Here is a 21,867-nt window from a genome sequence, read left to right on the forward strand (position 1 = left end):
GTCAGGCCAGCACGAACGGCGTTTGCCGCTGCCGTTTTCCGGTGAGCCGGAATACCGCGTTGGCGACCGCCGGTGCCAGCGGTGGCACGCCGGGTTCGCCGAGGCCGGCCGGCGGATCCTCCGACGGCACGAAGATGACGTCGATCGGGGGCGCGTCCGGCATGCGGGGCGGCGGGTAGTCCGGGAAGTTGCTGTTCTTCACGACGCCGTTCTCCATCTCGATGGCGAATCCGGGGCGGATCATCGATAGCCCGAAGATGCACGCACCCTGTACCTGCGCTTCGGCGGTCAACGGGTTGACCACGCGATTGCAGTGCACGCCAGCCGTGACGCGGTGCACGCGTGCTTCGCCCTTGACCACGGATACGTCGACCACATAGGCCACCACCGTGCCGAACGATTCGTGCACGGCCACCCCCCACGCATGCCCCTTGGGCAGCTTGCGCTTGCCATAACCGGACCGGTCCACGGCCAGCTGCAGCGCGTCCCGATGGCGCGCGTGATGGGTGGGGTCGAGTCTCGCCATGCGCCACGCCACGGGATCCTGATTCGCGGCGGTGGCCATTTCGTCGATCAGCGTCTCCTTGACGAACGCGGTATGCGTATTGCCCACGGAGCGCCACCAGAGGACGGCCACATCGGTCTTCGGGTGATGGGCGCTGACCTGCATCGGCAGCCCATACTCGTTCTCGACGATGCCTTCGGTCATGGTCGAATCGACGCCGTTCTTCACCAGAAACGGTTCGAAGGGCGTGCCGATGATGATGGACTGGCCCACGATCGCATGCTGCCAGCCCAAGACCCGGCCCTTTGCATCGAAACCGATCCGCGCGCGATGCACGTGCAGGGGGCGGTAGTAACCGCCCTTGATATCGTCCTCGCGGCTCCACATGACCTTGAGCGGTTCCGCATGGCCCCTGGCGATCCATGCCCGCAGCACGCCGGCCGACTCCACCAGATAGTCGGACGTGGGTACCGCGCGGCGTCCGAAGCCGCCACCCGCCATCATCGTGTACAGCGTGACCTTCTCGGTCGGGAGCGCTAGTGTCCGGGCGATGGCGGCCTGATCGACGGTCTGGAACTGGGAGCCGACCCAGACCTTGACGCCGGTTGCCTTGTTGCCGCTGATTTCCGCCTGCATCGTGCAGTTGAGCGGCTCCATCGGGGCGTGCGCCAGATAGGGCAGCCGGTATTCGGCGTCGATGACCCGGCTCGCCCCCTTGATGGCGGCGTCGATATCGCCGTGCGCCGATGCCAGCGCCACCATCCCCGGCTGCGTGGCAAGCTTGCCGTACTCCTCGTACAGCGCCTTCGTGCTGGCGCGCGAGCCCGCATCTTCCCAGTCGATCTGCAACGCATCGCGGCCTTGCTTCGCGGGCCAGTAACCGTCGGCAACGACGGCGATGCCGGTGCCGTCACGGTCCACGGGCACCAGCATCACCTCGCGCACGCCCTTGATGGCCAGCGCCTTGTCGGCGTTGAAGGTCTTCACCTTGCCACCGAAGCGCGGCGGATGCGCGACGACCGCCACCACCATGTCCTTGAGCCGCGTATCGATGCCGAACACGGGGTCGCCATGCAGTTTCGATGCGGCGTCGAGTCGCGGCGTGGGCTTGCCGATGATGCGGAACTGCGACGGGTCCTTCAGGGTCACCGTCGCGGGGATGGGCAGCGCCATCGCGGCGTGGGCAAGCTCGCCATACGTGGCCCGCTGCGATCCCGCCGTGACTACGCCTTGCTGCGCCGTGCATGCGGACGGGTCCACGTTCCACTGCTTCGCGGCAGCCGCCACGAGCATTGCGCGCGCGCGGGCGCCGAGTTCGCGGTACTGACCGAACGAGTTCCTGAGCGCCGTCGACCCGCCCGTCATCTGAATGCCGAAACCCGGATCGCGATAGGCATCGCCGGCCGGCGCCAGCACGGACCGCACGCTCGTCCAGGGCACGTCGAGTTCGTCGGCAAGCACCATCGGCAGCGCCGTATGCACGCCTTGCCCGAACTCCAGACGGTTGACCGCGATCGTGACGGTGTTGTCCGGCGCGATGACGACGAAGGCCTGAGGAGGCGAGGGCGCTTTCGGGGCACCCCCGTTGTCCGCGTTGGCCATCTCCGGCAATCCGGCGAGGCCGAGCGCGAAGCCGCCGCCCGCCAGGCCGGCGATCTTGAGAAAGCGCCGTCGCGAGAGCGGCGCGACGCCGGCCGTCGCCTCGAATCCTTGTAGACGCATGATCGGCTTCTCCTCAGGCGACGGTGCGCGCGGCATCCTTGATGGCCGCGCGTATACGTTGATAGGTGCCGCAGCGGCAGATGTTGCCTGCCATGGCCTGGTCGATATCGGCATCCGTCGGCCGGGGCTTGGTCCGCAGCAGCCCGACGGCACTCATGACCTGTCCGTTCTGGCAGTAGCCGCACTGGGCCACGTCATGGCGAATCCACGCATCGAGCACGGCGCGCCCGATCCGGTCGTCGCCCATGCTTTCGATGGTATTGACGTTGATGCCGGCCACCGCCGAAATCGGCATCACGCAGCTGCGCGTGGCCGTGCCGTTGATATGGACGGTACAGGCGCCGCAGGCAGCCATGCCGCAGCCGAACTTGGTGCCGGTCATGCCCAGCGTGTCGCGCAGCGCCCAGAGCAGTGGCGTCGATGGATCGGCATCGACGTCGACCGTCTTGCCGTTGATGTTGAGGGTCGTCATGGGGACGTTTTCCTGTTGTGATCGAGAAACAGCGCGACGAACTGGCAGGCGCCCGCCAGCAGTCCGATGCCCCAGATGGCATGGCGGCCGAGAATGACCGCGCCGAGCGCGCTGCCGATGGAGAAGCCGAGGTACATCGTCGAGGTATTGAGGGCCAGCGCCAGCGACGCCTGAGACGCGCTTCCCGCGGCCATCAGCCGGGCCATCTGCGCCGGGAAGAACGACCAGACGGTAAAGCCCCAGACGACGACGGCGAGGAGGACCGGCACCATCGCCAGATGCGGCGACAAGGCGGCCGCCGCCATCGACAAGGCCCAGAACGCGAGCCCGAGAACCAGCAGGGACAGGCGCGCGACGCGGCTGGAGCCGTAACGGTCATTCAACGCGCCGCCGGTGGTGACGCCGAACGCCGCGGCGAGACCCCATAGCGAAACCGTGGCGTTGATCCCCGCCGACTGGAAGCCGAGCACCTGCGTCAGGTAGGGGGCGATATACGGATAAGCCGCATACGCGCCGATCGACCAGAACAGGCTGACGGACAGCAGTTGCAGGACCGCGGGCTGGCGCACCACCGCCAGGCGCTGCGAGAGCGTGGCGACGGGAATGCCGGCACCGGCATCGCGGGCGACGCCGGCGAGGATGCCGACGATTGCCGTCAGGCTCATCGCGCCCACGGCCAGGAACGTCATCCGCCAGCCGAATGCGTTGCCGACCAGTCCGCCGAGCGGTAGTCCCAGCGCAATGGCCAGCGTCATGCCGCCGCTCACCACCGCCAGCGCGCGGCCGCGCCTGGCGGGGCTCACGATGGCGCCGGCCAGCGCATTCGCATTGGGCACGTAGAGACCCGAGGCCACGGCCATCATGACCCGCGCGGCCATCAGGACCCCGAAACCCGGCGACCATGCCGCCAGCAGGTTGCCGGCCGTGAACACTGTCATGGCACACAGTAGCGTGCCCCGGCGGCTCCACGATGCGGTGAGCGTCGTCGCGATCGGCGAGGTGATCGCCATCGTCAGCGTGAATACGACGACGAGCAGCGCGACATGGGGCACGCTGAGGCCGAAGTCCGCGGCCATCGTCGATAGCAGCGGCGCGATCATGAAGCCTTCCGTGCCGATGGCAAAGGTGCCGAGCGCCAGGAAGACCGCCGGCGTCAGCGAATCGGCACGGTCGGGCGCAAGCGTGGAGACTGCCATGTCAGACCGGGATGGGGTTCTCGGCAATGCTCTGGTTGAACGCATGCACGAGCTCGTGCTCGCCCAGCCCCGGATTGTTGCGCATCGCGCGAATGCCCTCGACGAAGACTTCGGGCGCTTCCGTGGCGAGCCCGCGCATGGTCTCCTCGATAAAGGCATCCAGCGGCATCGCGCGCGGGTCGCCGCTCTTCTTGACGAGGTCGGTATCGACCCAGGGGGGCGCGATCTCCTGCACCGTCACGTTGGTCTCCCGCAGCATGAAGCGTTGCGACAGCGCGTACGAATGCAACGCGGCCTTGGAGGCCGAGTACACCGCGTTGGTGGCAATCGGCACGTACGCCAGCACGGAGCTGTTGTAGAGGATGGTCGCGCGCGGCTGCGCCTTCAGATGCTCGACCAGTGCCGAGGTCATGCGCACGGCGCCGAGGAAATTCGTATCGAGAATGCGGCGCGAACCTGTGTCGTCGACGACAGTGGAGGGGTCGTCGAACGGCATGACACCCGCGTTGTTGACCAGCACGTTGAGCGCGGGGTACTCGGCGACCAGCTTTGCCGCGACGCGGGCGATGTCATCGGCATCGGCAATGTCGAGCTCCACACCGTCGATGCCCGGATGGTCGGCCGAGATTTGCGCCAGCAGCGCCTTGCGGCGCCCGGCGACGATGACCTTGTTGCCCAGCTTGTGAAACGCCTTCGCGAGCGCGAGCCCGATACCGGAGGTTCCGCCCGTGATGAAGATGGTGTTGCCCGTGAGTTGCATGGTCTTGTCCGTTGTCGTTGCCAGAGGGGGCGATCAACCTTCGTGGGCATCCGCCGATTCGTAGCGCGGTGCCGCCATGCGCGACGAGAGATTCGGCATCATGACTTCGCGGGCGGCTTCCCATGCCTGCCATTGCGTCTCGTCCTGCAGCGAGGGAATCGACGCGAACACGCCCGCGTCGAGGTCGAGCAGCGCGGCGTCGACGAGCGTCTGGGGCGTCATGACCCAGCTCTCCGGCAGATTCGACGATGGCAGTCCGGCGATATCCCAGAACTCGGTGCCCGTCGCACCGGGCAGCACCACCTGCACACGCACCCCTTTCTCCGCCAGTTCCTTGTGCAGCGACCGGCTGAATGCCAGCACGAACGCCTTGGTCCCGCCGTAGACGCCATTCAGCACCTCGGGCGCGATGGCCGCGATCGAGGCGATATTGACGAGGGTGCCGGCGCCGCGCGATGCGAACGCGGGGGCGGCCGCATAGGCGAGCCGCATCACGGCGGTCACGTTGACGCCGATCATCCGTTCCATATCGTCCACCGACGATTGCGCCAGCGTGCCCGCGCCCCCGAAACCCGCGTTGTTGACCAGCATGCCGATGCGTGCGTCGGTGGCCAGCCGCGCCTCGACCTTGCGCAGGTCCGCGGGATCGTTCAGATCCGCGACGAGGATGTCGACGGTGACGCCGTACTGGCTCGACAGCTTCTGTGCCTGCGCGCGCAGACGCGCTTCATTGCGCGCGACGAGCAGCAGATCGTGACCGCGCGCGGCAAGGCGATCGGCATAGACGGCGCCGATGCCCGACGACGCACCGGTGATCAAAGCAGTGACAGATTGCGATGGCATTTCCTATCCTTGTTGTCGTGTCGAGGCACAGTGATGCGAAGGATAGTGATAGCGGCGTGCGTCGGGATGACGTATTCGCGGTGATTTCGGACATCCTTGCGCAAACCGGGGCTCGCGCGGCCTTGTGGTCTTGACGACGCCAGGCGTCGCGAATAAATTGCCCCGGAGCCTGGACAATCGTCGTCACGGCTGACGTAGCGGAAAGAATGTCATGCGGCAAATCGGTTTGATCCTCGAGGACGGGTTCCAGGTCATTGGCCTCTCCGCGCTATCGGCGTTCGAGCTCGCCAACGCGGAACTGGGCAGCGATGGATATCGCATGGCCATCCTCAGCGAACACGGTGGCCTCGTGCGCTCGACGGTCGGGCTTGGCATCGAGACCGTGCCACTGAGCGCGATGCCCGACACGCTGATGGTGGCTGGCATCCGCATCCCGGGCCCGTTGCCGACGGGCCTCAAGCGTTTTATCCAGCGGGCGGGCAACGAGGCGCGCCGTGTCGCGGGCATCTGCACGGGCGCCTTCGCACTGGCCGAAGCCGGCCTGCTGGAAGGCCGCGTGGCCACGACGCACTGGCTGTACGCGAGGCGGCTGCAGGAGCGTTTTCCGCGCGTGAACGTCGATGAAGATCGCATCTTCGTGCAGGATGGCAACGTGTGGACCTCGGCCGGCATGTCCGCGGCCATGGACCTCGCACTCGCGCTGATCGAGAACGATCACGGCCCGGCGTTGGCCCGCAACGTGGCCCGCAGGCTGGTGGTCTACTATCGCCGCCCGGGCGGACAGTCGCAGTTCTCCACGCTGCTCGAACTCGAGCCGCGCAGCGATCGCGTCAAGCGCGCGCTGATCTATGCCAAGGAACATCTGCGCAATGCGCTGACGGTGGAAGAGCTGGCCGATGCGGCGAGGCTGTCGCCACGGCAGTTCAGCCGCCTTTTTCGCGAAGAAACCGGGCAGTCGCCGGCGAAGGCCGTGGAAATGCTGCGGCTCGAGGCCGCGCGCGCGATGCTGGAAAGCGGCCGGCATGCGATGGAAACCGTGGCGCGCGACACGGGCTTTGCGGACCGCGACCGCATGCGCCGCGCCTTCGTGCGCGCGTACGGGCTGCCGCCAAGCAGTCTCCGGCGCAATGACGCGATACCGGAGTCATTGGGCGTGTTCGACGTCGCAGAATGACCGAAAAGCCAGCGTTTTTGTCATGCGGCGCCGCGTGGGACCCCATACGCTTGAGGCATTCCCATAACAAGAAGAACACTCATGGCGCGATCCTTCGACCTCGAGACACCCCACGGCCGCCTCGCCCTGCGCGAGACGGGGCCTGACGGCGGCATTCCGCTGGTGCTGCTGCAACGCTTTCGCGGCACGATGGACGACTGGGACCCCGCGTTTATCGACGCGATCTCGGCCGAGCGCCGCGTGGTCTGGTTCGATAGCGCGGGCATCGGCCGCTCGGCGGGCAGGGTGCCGGACACCATCGCGGGCATGGCAGCCGTCGCCGGCACGGTCATCGGCGCATTAGGCTTTGCACAGGCCGATGTTCTGGGATGGTCGCTCGGTGGCGTGGTCGCGCAGCAGCTGGCGCTCGACGCGCCCCATCTCGTACGGAGGTTGATCGTCGCGGGTTCGAGCCCGGGCGGCATCACCGATGGTCCGCAGCCGCATCCGCGCGTGCCGCAGGTGATGACGCACGCGATCAACGATATCGACGACTTCCTGTTCCTGTTCTATCCGGAGTCGGAGTCCGCCGTCGCGGCGGGAAGGACATCGCTCACGCGCATCGAAGCGCAGCCGGATCGCGGCCCGCGTGTCACGGCCGAGGCGTTCATGGCGCAGGTCAAGGCCATTTCGTCCTGGCAGGGGGTATTGCATCGCGCGGCCGAACTGCGGCTGCCGATCCTCGTGGCCAACGGCGCGCACGACGTGATGCTGCCCGCGTACCGGTCCTACGTGCTGTCGCAGCAGGCGCCGTACGCCAAGCTCGTGCTGTATCCCGATGCGGGCCACGCGTTCCTGTTCCAGGAGATCGAGGACTTCGTGGCCGAGGTCGATCGCTTTCTTGCGTAGCGAATCGCGGCTATCGGGTGTTGCGGCGCATGCGCGTCGTCACGGACACGGTTTCGGCCGGGTGGATCGTCACCGATAGCTCGAACGTCTTGCCGTCCGCGTCGATATAACGGCGGACGACCTTCAGCACCGCCGCGCCCGTCTCGAGGCCCAGTGCCTCGGCGATCCGCGCGTCCCGCAACGTGGACGCGCGGATATCCTGCTCGATCTCGGCAATCTGCCGCCCATAGCGTGACTCGATCAGCGAGCTGACCAGCACGTCGGGGGTGTCGCGCACGATTTGCCCGAGGTCCGCGTAGTCCGCGTCGATATAGACGTCGGTCCAGGCGATCGGCGACTCATTTTGCCCCTGGCCGCGTGCCGCATCGAGCCGCACGCTCGAAATCCGCAACACCTCCCCACGCGCGCCCCCATCCAGCACGGCGGCAACATCGTCGGGGGCATTCACCGTTTCCACCGACTGCACCACGCGCCGGTGCTGGCCGCCAAACTGCATCAGGTCCTCGACCGAGGCCAGCGTCGGCCGGAACACCGTCTTGGGCTGCGAGGCCTCCACACGCGTGCCCACGTTCTTGCGGCGCGAGACCAACCCCTTTTCCTGCAGGTCCTGCAATACCGCGCGGATCGTATAGCGGCTCGCCCCGAACTGCTCGCACATCTCGAGTTCGGTCGGCAGCAGCGCGCCGACCGGGAAACGTCCCGTCGTAATGCCTTGCAGCAACTGGCTGCTGATCTCGGCGAAGTTCATCTTGCTCATGATTGCCAAGGGTTAACACTAATTTCGAGAATATGTTCGAACATATTTAATGGCGAATAAGTTCGAACATATACCAGTTCACGCCCGAATACCAGATCGCTCACGCACACCACATGACCGCCTATACCATTCCCGCCGCCAGCACCGTCGTCGATTCCGCCTTGTTCCGCGATGCCTTCGGCACGCAGAAGATGCGCCAGATCTTTTCCGACGGCGCGCTCGTGCAACGCTATATCGATGTGGAAATCGCGCTGGCCAAAGCCGAAGCGCGCGTTGGCGTCATTCCCGCCGACGCCGCCGAGGCCATCGCCCGCGAGTCGCGTATCGAACGTATCGACTTCGATCACATGCGCGAGGAAACCGACATTGTCGGGTATCCGATCCTTCCGCTGGTCCACCAGATGGTGAAGATGTGCGGAGAGGCGGGCCGCTACGTGCACTGGGGCGCCACCACGCAGGACATCATGGACACGGCCGTGGCGCTGCAGGTGCGCGATGCGCTCGACAGCGTGGCCGCCGACATCCGCGAACTGCGCGGCATTCTCGCTGACCTCAGCATCAAGCACCGCGACACGCCGATGGCGGGCCGCACCCATCTGCAGCAGGCGCTGCCCGTGACGTTCGGCTACAAGACGGCCATCTGGCTCGCGATGTTCGACCGCCATCAGGAACGCCTCGCCGAACTGCGCCCGCGCGTCGCCGTGGTCGAGTTCGCCGGCGCGGCCGGCACGCTGGCCTCGCTGGGCGACAAGGGCTTCGAGGTGCAGCGCGCGCTCGCGCAGGAACTGGATCTGGGCGTGCCCGCCACCACGTGGCACGTGGCGCGCGACGGCTTTGCCGAAGCCGTGAACCTGCTGGCCCTGGTGACGGGCTCGCTCGGCAAGATCGCGCTGGACATCATGATCATGGCCTCGACCGAGTTCGCGGAGGTCTACGAACCGTTCGTCAAGGGCCGCGGCGCCAGCAGCACCATGCCGCAGAAGCGGAATCCGATCTCGAGCGAACTGATGCTGGCCGCGTCCAAGGCCGTGCGCCAGCACGCGGGCCTGATGGTCGATGCGATGGTGCAGGACTTCGAGCGCGCCACGGGGCCGTGGCACGCCGAGTGGATCGCCATTCCCGAGAGTTTCATCCTCACGTCGGGCGCGTTGCATCAGGCCAAGTTCGCGCTCGGCGGGCTGATCGTCGATACCGCGCGCATGGCGCACAACCTCGGCATCTCGAAGGGCCTCATCGTCGCGGAAGCCGTGATGATGCGCATGGCCCCGCATATCGGCCGCCAGGAAGCCCACGATGTGGTCTACGACGCCTGCCGCACCGTCAACGAGCAGGGCGGCACGCTGGCCGAAGCACTGCTGGCGCTGCCGGCCGTCACGAAGCATTTCGATCGCGCGGCCATCGACCAGATGGTCGATCCGGCCAACTATCTGGGCCTCGCGCCGCAGATGGTGGACCGCGCCATCGCGCTGTCGAAGGAAGTCGCCTGAGCGCACGCCGCTCTGGCCGAAGGAGACATAGATGAGCAGTACAACCACCCAAACGCCCACGCCATCCGCACCCAAACGGCTGCCCTGGTACCGCCGCCTCGGCATGCAGGTACTGGTCTCGCTGATTCTCGGTATCGCGGTGGGGTTCGTCTTTCCGCAGTTCGCGGCCAAGCTTAAGCTGCTCGGCGACATGTTCCTGTCGCTGATCAAGGCTGGCGTGGCACCGCTGGTGTTCCTGACCATCGTGCACGGCATTGCGTCCGCCGGCGATGTGCGGAGCGCGGGACGCGTGGGCTGGCGGTCGATCCTCTATTTCGAGGTGGTGTCCACCGTGGCACTCATCCTCGGCATGGTCGCGGGCAATCTGCTCGAGATCGGCAAGGGCATGGCCAGCGTGGGCGCGGCGTCGGCCGCGCCGGTCGCCAAGGCGGCTGCCCCGCAGGGCTTCCTCGAGTTCATGGCGCATATCGTGCCGGACAATTTCGTGGGCGCGTTCGCCAAGGGGGAACTGCTGCAGGTGGTGGTGCTCGCGGTCATGGTCGGCATCGGCATTCTCGCGATTCCCGAGACGCGCCGCGTCAGGATCAACGAGGGTCTCGACACGATTTCCGAGGTGCTGTTCTCGTTTATCAACCTCGTGATGAAGCTCGCGCCCATCGGCACCTTCGGCGCGGTGGCGTACTCGGTGGGCAGCAACGGCACCGCCGTGCTGCTCGCGCTGGCCGAGTTCGTGCTGAGCTTCTACGCGGTGGTCATCATCTTCCTCCTCGGCGCGCTGGGGCTCGTGGCGCGGCTGGCCGGGTTCAGCCTGTGGCGCTTCCTGCGATATATCAAGGATGAGATCCTGATCGTGCTGGGCACGGCGTCGTCCGAGAGCGCGCTGCCGCGTCTGCTGATCAAGCTCCAGCGGCTGGGCTGCGCCAAGCAGACGGTCGGCCTGGTGCTGCCCACGGGCTATGCGTTCAACCTCGACGGCACCTCGATCTTCATGGCGATGGGCGTGATGTTCATCTCCCATGCCTATGGCGTGCCGCTGTCGCTCGAGCATCAGTTCGGCATCCTGCTGCTGATGCTGCTGACGTCGAAGGGCGCGGCGACGGTGTCGGGCGGGTCGTTCGTGGTCTTTGCCGCCACCGTGAGTTCCACGGGCATCCTGCCGGTGGAAGGGCTGGCCGTGATCTTCGGCGTGTACCGCTTCCTGTCGATGGCCATCTCGACCTGCAACACCATCGGCAACAGCGTGGCCACCGTGGTCGTCGCGAAATGGTCGGGCACGTTCGATGCCGAGCGCGCGCGCCGCCATCTGTATCCCGAACTCTATCCGGACGCCGCGCATGCGGATGCGGCGCTCGATGACGGCAACCTGCTGGAAGAGGACGCCGACGATCGCCGATCGCACACGGCCGGCATTCAGGTCAAGCGCGCATAAGACGCGCTGGCCGCATCCCATCAAACAGAGGAGACAACCCATGCAACGAGTCGGAACGCTGGCGCGCCTCGCCATGGCAACCGTGGCGATCGTCACGGGTGCCACGGCACACGCGCAGAACTATCCCACCAAGCCCATCACCTGGATCGTGCCCTTCGCGGCCGGCGGCCCCACGGACGCACTCGCCCGCAGCATCGCCGAACGCGTCTCGCGCGAGGTCGGCCAGTCGATCGTCATCGACAACTCGCCGGGCGCCGGCGGCACCGTCGGCGCGACCAAGGCGGCCCGCGCCAACAATGACGGCTACACGATGCTGGTCGGGCATATGGGCTACATGGGCGCGGCGCCCGCGCTCTACAAGAAGCTGTCGTACGACCCGGTCAAGGACTTCGCGCCGGTGTTCCGCTTTCCCGATACACCGATGGTGCTGATGGTGCGCAAGGACCATCCGGCCAGGGATGTGAAGGCGTTCGTCGAGTACGGCAAGCAGAACCCGGGCAAGCTGAACATCAGCAATGCGGGCATGGGATCGACCTCTCACCTGATCGCGGCAATGTTCGCGTCGGCGGCGGGCATGAAAGTGTCGCTGGTCCCGTACAAGGGCGCCGGCCCGGCGCTGATCGACGTCATCGGCGGGCAGGTCGATGGGATGTTCGACCAGACCAACACGGCGCTGCCGCAGATCACGGAGTCGAAGGTCCGCGCACTGGCGGTCACGTCCGCGACACGCGTCGCCCAGATCAAGGACGTGCCGACCCTCGCGGAAACGGTGATCCCGGGCTTCGAGGCGGCCACGTGGTATGGCATCTACGCGCCCAGGGGTACGCCGCAGGCCGCGATCGACAAGATGCAGGCCGCCTATCTGAAGGTCATGAGCGACAAGTCCTTCACGGACCGCCTGACGGCACAGGCCATCCAGACGCTACCCACGGAGAAGTACACGGCGGCCGCGCTGGGCAAGCATACGGAATCGGAAGTCGCGCGCTGGAAGGTGCTGGCCGCCAAGGCCAATATCTCGCTGGATTGAGACGGTCTTACCGAGCCGCGCGCGCCTGCAGCTGCATGAGCGCGCGGTCGGTCTGCGCCAGGCGGATCTCGCTCGACGCGAACGCCGCAAGGGCCTCGAGGGTCTGGGTCTGCGTGGCATCGAGCGTGCGCGGCGCGTAATCCATCACGCAGATGGAACCGAGCGCATAGCCCTCGGGGTCCAGCACCGGCGCGCCCGCATAGAACCGGAAATGCGGCGCGCCCGCGACAGCCGGGTTCGATGCGAATGAAAGGTGCGTCGACAGATCGTTCACGACAAAGACCTGCCGTTGCAGGACCGTGTGATTGCAGAACGCCCAGCTGCGCGGAGACTCGGTCATGTCCAGTCCCTGCCGGGATTTGAACCACTGGCGCGTGGGCGTCAGGATCGTCATCAAGGCCACCGGCGCCGAGAGCGTTTGTGCCGCCAGCCACGTAATGCGGTCGAAAGCGGTCTCTGGGGCCGTATCGACCAGACCGGAACGCTCGACCGCAAGCAGACGGCGCGATTCATCGGCGGCAACGGGATAGGCGCCCGCGGCATCCACCGCGGGCAGGGTGGCGCTCGCCGTGTCCTGCGGCAAGGCCGGCCGTTCGCGCGCCATCAACGCCTGCACTTCCGACCGGAACACGCGGCGATGCCCGCCCGGCGTCTTCCACGACGTCAGCGTCCCACCCTCGATCAGCAACTGTGCGGTGCGTACCGAGATCCCCAGCATTTTGGCGACCTGCGTGGTGGTCAGAACGTTGTCTTCCATGAGATTCATGCGTTTGCGTGCGGTCCGTAGTGTACCGGCGCGGCCGGCTTCCCGCCCTGGCCTGCATCCCGTCGTGCGAACTCGCAATTTAAATTATACAAAATTGATAGTTTCGATGGAATTGAATTAGACTCCGGCTCATCGCAACTCCCCCCTGAAAGGAACACGATGGTCCCGAGCGAAGCATTTGATTTCATCGTCTGCGGTGCGGGCACGGCCGGATCGGTCGTTGCCGCGCGCCTGGCGGAGAACCCCGACGTCCGCGTGCTGCTGATCGAGGCGGGTGGCAGCGACGACGTGCCAGAGGTGATGAGCCCTGCACAATGGTCGATGAACCTTGGCGGCGTGCGCGACTGGAACTTCATGGCCCAGCCGAATCGCCACGTGAATGGCCGCGCCATTCCGCTGAACATGGGCAAGGTGCTCGGCGGCGGTTCCAGCATCAACGTCATGGTGTGGGCCCGCGGGCATCGCAACGACTGGGAGGACTTCGCGGAGGCGACGGGCGACCCCGGCTGGGGTTACGAATCGGTGCTCAAGATCTATCAGCGCGTGGAGAACTACCAGGGCACGCCCGATCCGCTGCGGCGCGGCGTGAACGGCCCCGTGTACGTCAGCCCGGCGCGCCAGGCGCAGCCGATTGCCCACGCGATGGTCGATGCCGCGCGCGAGCTCGGCATTCCAAGCTACGACAACCCGAACGGCGCCATGATGGAAGGGCGTGGCGGTGCCGCGATCAGCGACCTGATCGTTCGCGACGGCAAGCGGTCGTCGATCTATCGCGCCTATGTGCATCCGCGCATCGGGCAGCCCAATCTCACCGTATTGCCCCATACGCTCGTGTCGCGCCTTGTCCTGCGCGGCACGACCGTCGTCGGCGTGGAAGCGATCCATCACGGCGAGCGTCATATCTTCCGTGCGAACCGTGAGGTCATCCTGTCGATGGGCGCGATCAATACGCCGAAGGTACTGATGCAGTCCGGCATCGGCGACGAGGACGAACTGCGCCGGCACGGCCTGCCCGTCGTGCAGCACCTGCCCGGCGTGGGGGCCAATCACCAGGACCACGTGTCGTTCGGCGTCATCTTCGAATACCGCGAGCCGCAGGCCATCGGCCACGGCGGCTCGGAGGCCACGTTGTACTGGTCGAGCGAGCCGGGCATGCATCTGCCCGACATGTTCCACTGCCAGACCGAGATGCCGGTGCCGAGCGCGGAGACCATGGCGATGGACGTTCCGCTGCATGGCTGGACCATGTTCGCGGGCCTTGCGCATCCGGAAAGCCGCGGACGCGTGCGGCTGTCGGGCCCCGATGTGCGCGATGCGCCGATCATCGAGGCGAACACGCTCTCGCATCCCAACGATATGAAGACCGCGCTCGCCAATATCGCGCTCGTGCGCGAGCTCGGCGCCAGGCCCTGCTTCGACAGGCTCGTCACGCGTGAAGCGCTGCCCGGCAAGCTGCGCGGCAAGGAGCTGGAAGACTACGCGCGCAATGCGGCGGTCACATACTGGCACCAGTGCTGCACGGCGAAGATGGGGCGCGATGCGATGTCGGTGGTCGATGGCCGCCTGAAGGTCTATGGCATCGAAGGGCTGCGCATCGCCGATGCATCCGTGTTGCCGCACGTCACGAGCGGGAACACGATGGCGCCCTGCGTGGTCGTCGGCGAGCGCGCCGCGGAGCAGATCCGCACGGCCTACGGCATCTAGCGCAGCGAGGCGGGGGCGGCCACCATGCGGCGGGCGATCAGCGTGTCCACCGCATAGGCGCCGCCGCCGCGCGCGACCATATACAGCGCCAGAAAGCCCATGAGCACGGGGAACTCGATGCCCCGGTCGATCCACGGCCACGTGGGCCCCAGCGCGTAGCTGATGGCCAGCATCTCCAGGACGACGAGGCCCGCGATCCATCGCGTGCCAAGCCCGAGCAGGAGCATGAGCGCGCCACCCGTCTCCAGCAGCATGACGAGAAACGCGAGCTGCGGGGCAAACGGCAAACCCATCACGTCGCCGATCAGGCGGATCGATCCCGCCATGGGATCGGCCATCGACCCATGCGAGGTGCCGAGCGCCTTGGGCAGGCCGTGGGTGAACAGCACCGCGCCAAAGACGACGCGGAGCAGGGCATAGCAAGCGGGTTCATGGCGGGAGGCATGCGAGAGGCGGGTCATGGGTCGCTCGTTCGAGGGAGACGTCCGCGCATTGTTTACGGGTATGGCCGTCAGATATACGGGCCAAACCTGTCAGGTCCTTCCGGGAATCGCCAACAATCAAACGGCGATGATCGAGCCCGCAGTGTTAACCGCCGACAGGACCTGTGCGAATCCGACCGGCTCTGCTTCACGGGATTTAATGTGAATTGTCTTGCCGCGGGTCGTACGGTATCTAGACGACGCAGGGTCTACCGCCGGGAGAATTCGACATGACGTGCCGCTTGCTGAATACGCTGTGGATGGCTGGGCTGCTCGCTGCCTTCCAACCCGCACTGGCCGCGTGCCCCAAACCGGCCCGCGCCGGCACCGCGCAGGCCGTCGCCGTCGTGCACTACCGAACGGCGTCGATCGATGGCGTCGATGTCTTCTACCGCGAGGCGGGTCCCGCCAACGGACCGGTCGTGCTGCTGCTGCACGGGTTCCCGACGTCGTCGCATATGTTCCGTAACCTCATCCCGCTCCTCGCGGACCGGTACCACGTGATCGCGCCCGACTACCCCGGGTTCGGGCAGAGCGGCATGCCGGACCGGGCAAATTTCGCGTACACCTTCGCGCATTACGCGGACATCATCGACAAGCTCACGGTCAAGCTTGGCGCGGCGCGGTACAGCATGTACGTCATGGACTACGGCGCGCCCGTCGGGTACCGGCTCGCCATTGCCCACCCCGAACGCGTGCAGGCGCTGATCGTGCAGAACGGCAACGCGTATACGGAAGGGCTGGGCGCATTCTGGGACCCCATCAAGGCGTACTGGGCGGAAGACACGCCGGCACGCCGGAATGCGCTGGCGGGCCTCGTCACGCTGGATACGACGAAATTCCAGTACACCGACGGCATGAGCGATCTCTCGCGCATCAGCCCCGACAACTGGGTCATCGACCAGGCGTTGCTGGATCGGCCCGGCAACCGGGATATCCAGCTCGATCTGTTCCGCGACTATGGAACGAACGTCCCGCTCTACCCGAAATTCCAGGCCTTCTTCCGCGAACGCAAACCCCCGACCCTGATCGTCTGGGGCAAGAACGACAAGATCTTCCCGGAGCCGGGCGCGCATCCCTACAAGCGCGACCTGCCCGACGCCGAGCTCCATCTGCTCGACACCGGACATTTCGCGCTCGAGGACAAACTCGATGTCATGGCGCCGATGATCCGCGGATTCCTGGACCGAAAGCTCTGCCGGTGACCGGCCGTCCCATCACATCGCCCGCTTCGACACCAGCACCGCATCGTCGCGATAGATGTCCGGGAACATCGCCTTCAGATTGGCGACCTTCGGCAGGTCGTTGATCACGATATACGGATGGTTCGGGTTCTTGACCAGAAAGTCCTGATGGTAGTCCTCGGCGGCGTAGAAGCCCTTGTTGGGCTCGATGCGCGTCACGATCGGGGCGCCGAAGGATTTGGCGCCGCCAAGCTGGGCGATGTAGTTCTGCGCGATCGTCTGCTGTTCGGGCGTGGTCGGGAAGATGGCCGAGCGGTACTGCGTGCCGTGGTCGGGACCCTGGTAGTTCAGTTGCGTCGGGTTATGCGCGACCGAGAAAAAGATCTGCAGCAGCTTGCCGTAGCTGACCTGCGTCGGGTCGTAGCGGATTTCCACGGCCTCGGCATGGCCGGTCGTGCCCGTGCCCACGCGCTCGTACTGCGCGGTGTTCGCCGCGCCGCCGGCATAGCCCGAGGTCACGCGCGTCACGCCCTTGACGTGTTCGAACACGCCCTGCACGCCCCAGAAGCAGCCGCCCGCGAAGACGGCGGTCTGGGTGCGGCCCGGGCCCGATGCGCCCGGTTTCTCGTCGGCCACCGGCGCGGGAATCTTGACCGCGGGTTCGCTCGATAGCACCGGTCTGGCGACGCCGCCGAACAAGGCGGCCAGAATTGCCAGTCCGGCGAGCCGGGCAGGGGTAGGACGCAGCCGGCGTTGCAGTGTGGCGATGACGTTCATGATCTGACTCTCTGAAGAAGGGAATACATTAGCCGAACGTAAAGGCATACGCCTTCACCCCGGGATCGAGAAATTCGATGGCAAACGTCCTGTCGTGGACGTCGCCGCTCTGCCGGACCAGTTGATAGAGCCGCTGGTCCGTCACCGTGCCGCCGCCATCGGCCGCCACATCGGTGCCATGCGAGGCCCCGGGCGCCTTGCCGTCGATCGTCACACGGAATCGCACGGGCTTGCCAGCGGCCGAAGGACCGAGCACGAGGTGCAGATCGCGCGCATGGAAGCGATAGACGATGCCGCCCGCGTGACGCCCGAGCGTCGCGTCTTCCTCGCCGACCTTCCAGTTGCCGGTCAGGCCCCACTGATTGAGCGCGAGATCGGCGGGCGTACGGTAGTCCTTCGGCTGGTCTTCCTTCGCCCCGCCGTCCGACACGAAATTCTCGGCACGCGCGTAGCCGACGTAGGTTTCCGGCGACCGCATCGCATCCTTGTCGGGGGCCATTTCCACGCCCATTTCGACGCCCATTTCCACGCCAGTTGCCGCGACCTTTCTTGCACTCGTGGGCGCGTCCGCTCCGGCGACGTCCGCATGGCCGGCCTCCGCGAGCAACTGGCGAATGACCGCCTCCGATTTCTCGTACTCGCCTTCCCCGAAATGGTGGAAGCGAATGCGTCCCTGCGCATCGATAAAGTAGTGCGCGGGCCAGTAGTTGTTGCCGAACGCGCGCCAGATCGCATAGTTGTTGTCGATGGCGATGGGGTAGGTCACGCCCAGGTCGCGCGCGGCCTTGCGGACATTGTCGATATTGCGCTCGAACGCAAACTCGGGCGCATGCACGCCGATCACGACAAGCCCCTTGTCCCGATACTTCTCTGCCCAGGCTTTCACATAGGGCAGGGTGCGCAGGCAATTGATGCAGGAGTAGGTCCAGAAATCGACGAGCACGACCTTGCCGCGCAGTGCTTCGGCGCTGAGCGGCGGCGAGTTCAGCCATTGCTCGGCGCCGTCGAGGCCCGGGAACCTGCCTTCGACCGGCAGCGCGGCGTCGGTGTTGGCGGTGCGCATCATCATCATCGAGCCGCCGTTATTGACGCCTTGCGCCGGCTTCGGGGACAGCTTGTTCACGAGCTGCTGCTCCAGCCCACCGGTCGCGACGGTCGAGATGCGCGTCAGCAGGCCGGTATCCAGTCCCAGCGCAATCGCCCCCACACCCACGAGCATCGCCGCCCCGATGCCGCGGCGAATCCATTCCCCGACCCCGAGCGAGCGCTTCATGGCCGCGAACACGCGGCCGCCGATCAGCAGCGCGATGGCCAGCGACGTGGCCGCGCCGGCCGCATAGGCCAGCAGCAACAGCGTGGTGCCGATGCTCGCCCCCTGCAGGGCCGCGCCCGTCAGCACCAGGCCGAGAATCGGGCCCGCGCACGGCGCCCAGACGAGCCCCGTGGCGATGCCGAGCACAAACGAGGCCGAGGCGCTGTTCTTGCCGCCACCGCTCTCGGCAAGGTTCGAGAGCCGGCTGCCCGCCCCGACCAGCGGATGCATGAGTCGTTCCGCCAGCCGCGGCAGCAGCAGCGCCAGCCCGAACGCGGCCAGCAGCGCGATGGCCAGCCAGCGCCCGAACTCGTTGGCCTGCGCCACCCAGCCCCCGCCCACGGCGGCCAGCGTCGCCACCGCGGCAAACGTCACGCCCATGCCCGCGAGCAGCGGCAAGCCGCTACGGACGAAGGGCTGATCGGCGCGTGCGAAGACGAATGGCAGCACCGGCAGGATGCAGGGGCTCAGGATCGTGAGCACCCCGCCAAGGAAAGACAGCACGAGGAGCAGCATGGCAAGGGCTCCGGTCAGGCAGCGGCCGCGCGGAACGTCATGGCCACGCCGTTCATGCAGTAGCGCAGGCCGGTCGGCTTCGGTCCATCGTTGAACACGTGTCCGAGATGGCCGCCGCAGCGGCTGCAATGCACGGCGCTGCGCACCATGCCGAAGCTCCGGTCGTCCTCGGTGCCCACGGCGTTCTCGAGGGGCGCCCAGAAGCTGGGCCAGCCGGTACGGCTATCGAACTTGGTGGTGGAAGAGAACAGCGGCTGGTCGCATCCCGCGCAGGCAAAGATGCCCTTGCGATGCTCGTCGTTGAGCGGGCTGCTGTACGGGCGCTCGGTCCCTTCCTTCCGCAGTACCGCGTACTGGTTCGCGCTGAGTTTTGCGCGCCACTCGGCGTCGGATAGCTGGAACGGGAAGCCGCCGGCCGGCGTCGGGGAGGGCGTGCCGGCTTCGCCGGGCCGCGGCGCGGCATTCAGCACGCGCCAGCCGCCCATGGCGGCCACGGCGGCGGCGAGGGTGCCGCCCGATAGGAGAATGCGTCTCGACATGCCCATGGTCAACTCCAGAGTGGCTGCGGGTATTCGCAGATTAGGTGCGCTTCCGTCGCCAAGTCCTCGCCAAACCTTAAACATTCTGTGATAACTGCGCCGGCGGTTTTCTGCACAATAGCGCCATGGACCCTACCAAACGCATTCTCCTCGTGGAGGACGACGTCGGCATCGCCAACGTCCTTGCCCTGCATCTGCGCGACGAGCGCTATGACGTCGTGCATACCGCAGACGGCACGGAAGGCCTGCGGCTGCTCGAGCAGGGCGGGTGGGATGCGCTGGTTCTGGACCTCATGCTGCCAGGTGTGGATGGGCTGGAGATCTGCCGCCGCGCGCGGGCCATGACGCGCTATACGCCGATCATCATCATTAGCGCGCGGTCCAGCGAGGTCCATCGCGTGCTGGGGCTCGAGATCGGTGCCGACGACTATCTCGCCAAGCCGTTCTCGATGCTCGAGCTAGTGGCGCGGGTCAAGGCGCTGCTGCGCCGCGTCGACGCGCTGGCGCGGGACGTGCGCGCCAATCTCGGCAGCATCGACCATGCGGGCCTGAGCGTCGATCCGCTCGCGCATGAAGCGTCGATCGATGGCAGGCGGCTCGACCTGACGCCGCGCGAGTTCGATCTGCTGTACTTCTTCGCGCGCCATCCGGGCAAGGTGTTCTCGCGCATGGACCTGCTCAACGAAGTCTGGGGCTATCAGCACGAAGGTTACGAACATACGGTGAACACCCATATCAATCGCCTGCGTACCAAGATCGAGGTCGATCCCGCGCAACCGCGGCGAATCCTGACGGTCTGGCGCAGGGGGTATCGCTTCGTCGCCGATCCCGCGGCGGGCGATGCCTCGCCGGGAGCGCCGTCTTGAAGCGCCTTCAGCTGTCACTGAGCCAGAAGCTCGCCGGCGTCTTCGCGGCGTTGCTGCTCGCCTGCTGCGGGGCGTCCGCGTGGCTGCAGGTGCGGGCCAATGCGATGCACGAGACCGAGGTCGTGCAGGATATTTCGCGGGGACTCGCGGCCTATATCGGGCGCACGGCGCTGCGCGAGGACCAGAGCGAGCTGGAGCCGGCCGCGCTGCGCCGCCTGTTCGGCCAGCTGATGGTGGTCAATCCGAGCGTCGAGGTCTATCTGCTCGACGATCAGGGCCGGATTCGCGGCCATGACGCGCCGGAGGGGCACCTGATCCGCGATCGTGTCGATCTCGCGCCCATCAGAAAGCTGATCGACGGCGGCGCGCTGCCGATCTTCGGCGACGATCCGCGCAGCGCGTCCGCGCGCAAGGTCTTCAGCGCCGCGCCATTGCGGCAGGGCGGATATATCTACGTCGTATTGCAGGGCGAAGCGCACGACAAGCTGGCGGCGCAGGCATCGCGCACGGCGGTCATGCGGACGACGTTGTGGTCCATGGCGCTGGTGACCACGCTGGGGCTGGCCGCGGGTCTTGCCGCGTTCGCGCTTATCACGCGCCCGCTCCGCCGCCTGACCGTGAAGATCAGCCAGTTCGACTCGACCGGTGGCCACGCGGTCCGCACCGAACGCCCGCCTGCGCCCGCGGCCCGCGACGAGATTACCGCGCTGGAAACCGCGTTCTCCCAGATGGCTAGCCGTATCGACGCGCAATGGCGCGAACTGGCCCAGCAGGATCAGGAACGGCGCGACATGGTCGCCAATATCTCGCACGACCTGCGCACGCCGCTAACCTCCCTGCACGGGTACCTGGAAGCGCTGTCGCTGAAGGCCGATGTGCTGAGCCGGGAGGAGCGCCAGCGGTACCTGGACATCGCCCTGGCCCAGAGCGCCAAGGTCGGCGGCCTGGCGCAGGCGCTGTTCGAACTCGCCCGGCTGGAGCACGGCATGGTGCAGGCCACGCCGGAAGCGTTCTCGATGGTGGATCTCGCGCAGGACGTGCTCGAGAAGTTCGCGCTCCCCGCCGAAGCCAAGCAGCTGCACCTTCGCGCGGGTGTCCCGCCCATGCTGCCCGCCGTCAGGGCCGACCTCGGGATGATCGAGCGCGTGCTGACGAACCTGCTCGACAACGCCATTCGCCACACCCCGGCCGGCGGGACGGTCGAAGTGGACCTCGCCGCCGAAGATGGCAAGGTCGCCGTCACGGTCAGCGATTCGGGCCCGGGCATTCCCGCCGCGTTGCGGGAGTCCATCTTCAATCGGCCGTTCCCGTCCGGTGGCGCGCATCGCGGGGGCGGGCTGGGATTGCTGATCGTGCAGCGGATGCTGCAACTCAACGGCAGCCAGATCCGCCTTGTCGATACACCGGTCGGGGCGACGCTGCGGTTCGCGCTGCCGGTGTCACGCTAGGGCCGGCGTCACG

Annotated in this window: 20 protein-coding genes; 9 read left to right on the top strand and 11 right to left on the bottom strand. The window is 66.5% G+C overall.

What is annotated here, in order from left to right; all coding sequences use genetic code 11:
• Nucleotide 1: 1 nt before the first annotated feature.
• From AAHB16_RS03420 to AAHB16_RS03440, 5 genes are read right to left on the bottom strand one after another with little or no spacing between them, the layout of a single operon-like run.
• Entirely contained in the window at nt 2–2,227 is a 2,226-nt protein-coding gene (locus AAHB16_RS03420) for a xanthine dehydrogenase family protein molybdopterin-binding subunit (RefSeq protein WP_342050095.1), read from the bottom strand.
• A 13-nt stretch (nt 2,228–2,240) separates the two neighbouring features.
• Nucleotides 2,241–2,699, bottom strand: coding sequence for a (2Fe-2S)-binding protein (locus AAHB16_RS03425; protein ID WP_342050096.1), 459 nt, complete (start codon nt 2,697–2,699; stop codon nt 2,241–2,243).
• Nucleotides 2,696–3,895 carry an MFS transporter gene (locus tag AAHB16_RS03430; protein WP_342050097.1) on the bottom strand — a complete coding sequence of 400 codons (1,200 nt, stop codon included), beginning with the start codon at nt 3,893–3,895 and terminating at the stop codon, nt 2,696–2,698. The genes AAHB16_RS03425 and AAHB16_RS03430 overlap by 4 nt, the downstream gene beginning before the upstream one ends.
• Before the next feature lies 1 nt (nt 3,896).
• The gene (locus AAHB16_RS03435) at nt 3,897–4,655 is read right to left on the bottom strand and encodes an SDR family oxidoreductase (protein ID WP_342050098.1); all 759 of its coding nucleotides are present in this window, start codon (nt 4,653–4,655) and stop codon (nt 3,897–3,899) included.
• Between the two features lie 33 nt (nt 4,656–4,688).
• Nucleotides 4,689–5,498: an SDR family NAD(P)-dependent oxidoreductase gene (locus tag AAHB16_RS03440; protein ID WP_150374407.1), complete on the bottom strand. Its 810-nt coding sequence runs from the start codon at nt 5,496–5,498 to the stop codon at nt 4,689–4,691.
• A gap of 211 nt (nt 5,499–5,709) precedes the next feature.
• On the opposite strand from AAHB16_RS03440, the gene AAHB16_RS03445 reads away from it, so the two are divergent.
• Together AAHB16_RS03445 and AAHB16_RS03450 are read left to right on the top strand one after the other, a co-directional pair.
• Nucleotides 5,710–6,672 (top strand): GlxA family transcriptional regulator, encoded by a 963-nt coding sequence (locus tag AAHB16_RS03445; RefSeq protein ID WP_342050099.1) that lies wholly within the window; start codon nt 5,710–5,712, stop codon nt 6,670–6,672.
• An 81-nt stretch (nt 6,673–6,753) separates the two neighbouring features.
• On the top strand, nt 6,754–7,560 hold the full coding sequence (locus AAHB16_RS03450) for an alpha/beta fold hydrolase (protein ID WP_150374409.1): 807 nt from the start codon (nt 6,754–6,756) through the stop codon (nt 7,558–7,560).
• 10 nt (nt 7,561–7,570) lie between these two features.
• Here the strand turns inward: AAHB16_RS03450 and AAHB16_RS03455 are convergent, their stop codons facing one another.
• Nucleotides 7,571–8,317, bottom strand: a complete 747-nt coding sequence (locus tag AAHB16_RS03455; RefSeq protein ID WP_342050100.1) for a GntR family transcriptional regulator — start codon at nt 8,315–8,317, stop codon at nt 7,571–7,573.
• 113 nt (nt 8,318–8,430) lie between these two features.
• On the opposite strand from AAHB16_RS03455, the gene pcaB reads away from it, so the two are divergent.
• From pcaB to AAHB16_RS03470, 3 genes are read left to right on the top strand one after another with little or no spacing between them, the layout of a single operon-like run.
• Complete coding sequence (gene pcaB, locus AAHB16_RS03460; protein WP_342050101.1) at nt 8,431–9,804, top strand: 3-carboxy-cis,cis-muconate cycloisomerase; 1,374 nt, start codon at nt 8,431–8,433, stop codon at nt 9,802–9,804.
• Between the two features lie 31 nt (nt 9,805–9,835).
• Nucleotides 9,836–11,233 (top strand): cation:dicarboxylate symporter family transporter, encoded by a 1,398-nt coding sequence (locus AAHB16_RS03465; protein ID WP_150374412.1) that lies wholly within the window; start codon nt 9,836–9,838, stop codon nt 11,231–11,233.
• Between the two features lie 40 nt (nt 11,234–11,273).
• The gene (locus AAHB16_RS03470; RefSeq protein WP_342050102.1) at nt 11,274–12,260 is read left to right on the top strand and encodes a tripartite tricarboxylate transporter substrate binding protein BugD; all 987 of its coding nucleotides are present in this window, start codon (nt 11,274–11,276) and stop codon (nt 12,258–12,260) included.
• Nucleotides 12,261–12,267: 7 nt separating this feature from the next.
• On the opposite strand, the gene AAHB16_RS03475 is transcribed toward AAHB16_RS03470, so the two are convergent.
• Nucleotides 12,268–13,017 carry a GAF domain-containing protein gene (locus AAHB16_RS03475; RefSeq protein ID WP_342050103.1) on the bottom strand — a complete coding sequence of 250 codons (750 nt, stop codon included), beginning with the start codon at nt 13,015–13,017 and terminating at the stop codon, nt 12,268–12,270.
• 168 nt (nt 13,018–13,185) lie between these two features.
• On the opposite strand from AAHB16_RS03475, the gene AAHB16_RS03480 reads away from it, so the two are divergent.
• Nucleotides 13,186–14,730, top strand: coding sequence for a GMC family oxidoreductase (locus AAHB16_RS03480; protein WP_150374415.1), 1,545 nt, complete (start codon nt 13,186–13,188; stop codon nt 14,728–14,730).
• Here AAHB16_RS03480 and AAHB16_RS03485 read toward each other — a convergent pair.
• Complete coding sequence (locus tag AAHB16_RS03485; protein ID WP_342050104.1) at nt 14,727–15,191, bottom strand: DoxX family protein; 465 nt, start codon at nt 15,189–15,191, stop codon at nt 14,727–14,729. The genes AAHB16_RS03480 and AAHB16_RS03485 overlap by 4 nt on opposite strands.
• Before the next feature lie 251 nt (nt 15,192–15,442).
• On the opposite strand from AAHB16_RS03485, the gene AAHB16_RS03490 reads away from it, so the two are divergent.
• On the top strand, nt 15,443–16,417 hold the full coding sequence (locus AAHB16_RS03490; protein ID WP_342050105.1) for an alpha/beta fold hydrolase: 975 nt from the start codon (nt 15,443–15,445) through the stop codon (nt 16,415–16,417).
• 12 nt (nt 16,418–16,429) lie between these two features.
• On the opposite strand, the gene msrA is transcribed toward AAHB16_RS03490, so the two are convergent.
• From msrA to msrB, 3 genes are read right to left on the bottom strand one after another with little or no spacing between them, the layout of a single operon-like run.
• On the bottom strand, nt 16,430–17,173 hold the full coding sequence (msrA, locus tag AAHB16_RS03495; protein WP_342050106.1) for a peptide-methionine (S)-S-oxide reductase MsrA: 744 nt from the start codon (nt 17,171–17,173) through the stop codon (nt 16,430–16,432).
• Between the two features lie 28 nt (nt 17,174–17,201).
• Nucleotides 17,202–19,001: a cytochrome c biogenesis protein DipZ gene (locus AAHB16_RS03500; RefSeq protein ID WP_342050107.1), complete on the bottom strand. Its 1,800-nt coding sequence runs from the start codon at nt 18,999–19,001 to the stop codon at nt 17,202–17,204.
• Nucleotides 19,002–19,015: 14 nt separating this feature from the next.
• Nucleotides 19,016–19,546 (bottom strand): peptide-methionine (R)-S-oxide reductase MsrB, encoded by a 531-nt coding sequence (gene msrB / locus AAHB16_RS03505; protein WP_150374419.1) that lies wholly within the window; start codon nt 19,544–19,546, stop codon nt 19,016–19,018.
• A 119-nt stretch (nt 19,547–19,665) separates the two neighbouring features.
• On the opposite strand from msrB, the gene AAHB16_RS03510 reads away from it, so the two are divergent.
• Complete coding sequence (locus AAHB16_RS03510; RefSeq protein WP_150374420.1) at nt 19,666–20,406, top strand: response regulator transcription factor; 741 nt, start codon at nt 19,666–19,668, stop codon at nt 20,404–20,406.
• Nucleotides 20,403–21,854, top strand: a complete 1,452-nt coding sequence (locus AAHB16_RS03515) for a sensor histidine kinase (RefSeq protein ID WP_150374421.1) — start codon at nt 20,403–20,405, stop codon at nt 21,852–21,854. The genes AAHB16_RS03510 and AAHB16_RS03515 overlap by 4 nt, the downstream gene beginning before the upstream one ends.
• Nucleotides 21,855–21,867 lie beyond the last annotated feature (13 nt).

It is taken from the genome of Cupriavidus sp. OTU4054, from assembly GCF_038440175.1.
Classification (GTDB): Bacteria; Pseudomonadota; Gammaproteobacteria; order Burkholderiales; family Burkholderiaceae; genus Cupriavidus; species Cupriavidus pauculus_D.

Excerpts from the sequence above, each read along its gene's own strand:
- AAHB16_RS03455 (WP_342050100.1), bottom strand. The coding sequence starts at position 8,317 with ATGAGCAAGATGAACTTCGCCGAGATCAGCAGCCAGTTGCTGCAAGGC.
- msrA (WP_342050106.1), bottom strand. The coding sequence starts at position 17,173 with ATGAACGTCATCGCCACACTGCAACGCCGGCTGCGTCCTACCCCTGCC.
- AAHB16_RS03470 (WP_342050102.1), top strand. The coding sequence starts at position 11,274 with ATGCAACGAGTCGGAACGCTGGCGCGCCTCGCCATGGCAACCGTGGCG.
- AAHB16_RS03475 (WP_342050103.1), bottom strand. The coding sequence starts at position 13,017 with ATGGAAGACAACGTTCTGACCACCACGCAGGTCGCCAAAATGCTGGGG.
- AAHB16_RS03490 (WP_342050105.1), top strand. The coding sequence starts at position 15,443 with ATGACGTGCCGCTTGCTGAATACGCTGTGGATGGCTGGGCTGCTCGCT.
- AAHB16_RS03465 (WP_150374412.1), top strand. The coding sequence starts at position 9,836 with ATGAGCAGTACAACCACCCAAACGCCCACGCCATCCGCACCCAAACGG.
- AAHB16_RS03450 (WP_150374409.1), top strand. The coding sequence starts at position 6,754 with ATGGCGCGATCCTTCGACCTCGAGACACCCCACGGCCGCCTCGCCCTG.
- AAHB16_RS03445 (WP_342050099.1), top strand. The coding sequence starts at position 5,710 with ATGCGGCAAATCGGTTTGATCCTCGAGGACGGGTTCCAGGTCATTGGC.
- AAHB16_RS03480 (WP_150374415.1), top strand. The coding sequence starts at position 13,186 with ATGGTCCCGAGCGAAGCATTTGATTTCATCGTCTGCGGTGCGGGCACG.
- AAHB16_RS03485 (WP_342050104.1), bottom strand. The coding sequence starts at position 15,191 with ATGACCCGCCTCTCGCATGCCTCCCGCCATGAACCCGCTTGCTATGCC.
- pcaB (WP_342050101.1), top strand. The coding sequence starts at position 8,431 with ATGACCGCCTATACCATTCCCGCCGCCAGCACCGTCGTCGATTCCGCC.
- AAHB16_RS03440 (WP_150374407.1), bottom strand. The coding sequence starts at position 5,498 with ATGCCATCGCAATCTGTCACTGCTTTGATCACCGGTGCGTCGTCGGGC.
- AAHB16_RS03510 (WP_150374420.1), top strand. The coding sequence starts at position 19,666 with ATGGACCCTACCAAACGCATTCTCCTCGTGGAGGACGACGTCGGCATC.
- AAHB16_RS03500 (WP_342050107.1), bottom strand. The coding sequence starts at position 19,001 with ATGCTGCTCCTCGTGCTGTCTTTCCTTGGCGGGGTGCTCACGATCCTG.
- AAHB16_RS03420 (WP_342050095.1), bottom strand. The coding sequence starts at position 2,227 with ATGCGTCTACAAGGATTCGAGGCGACGGCCGGCGTCGCGCCGCTCTCG.
- AAHB16_RS03435 (WP_342050098.1), bottom strand. The coding sequence starts at position 4,655 with ATGCAACTCACGGGCAACACCATCTTCATCACGGGCGGAACCTCCGGT.
- AAHB16_RS03430 (WP_342050097.1), bottom strand. The coding sequence starts at position 3,895 with ATGGCAGTCTCCACGCTTGCGCCCGACCGTGCCGATTCGCTGACGCCG.
- AAHB16_RS03425 (WP_342050096.1), bottom strand. The coding sequence starts at position 2,699 with ATGACGACCCTCAACATCAACGGCAAGACGGTCGACGTCGATGCCGAT.
- msrB (WP_150374419.1), bottom strand. The coding sequence starts at position 19,546 with ATGGGCATGTCGAGACGCATTCTCCTATCGGGCGGCACCCTCGCCGCC.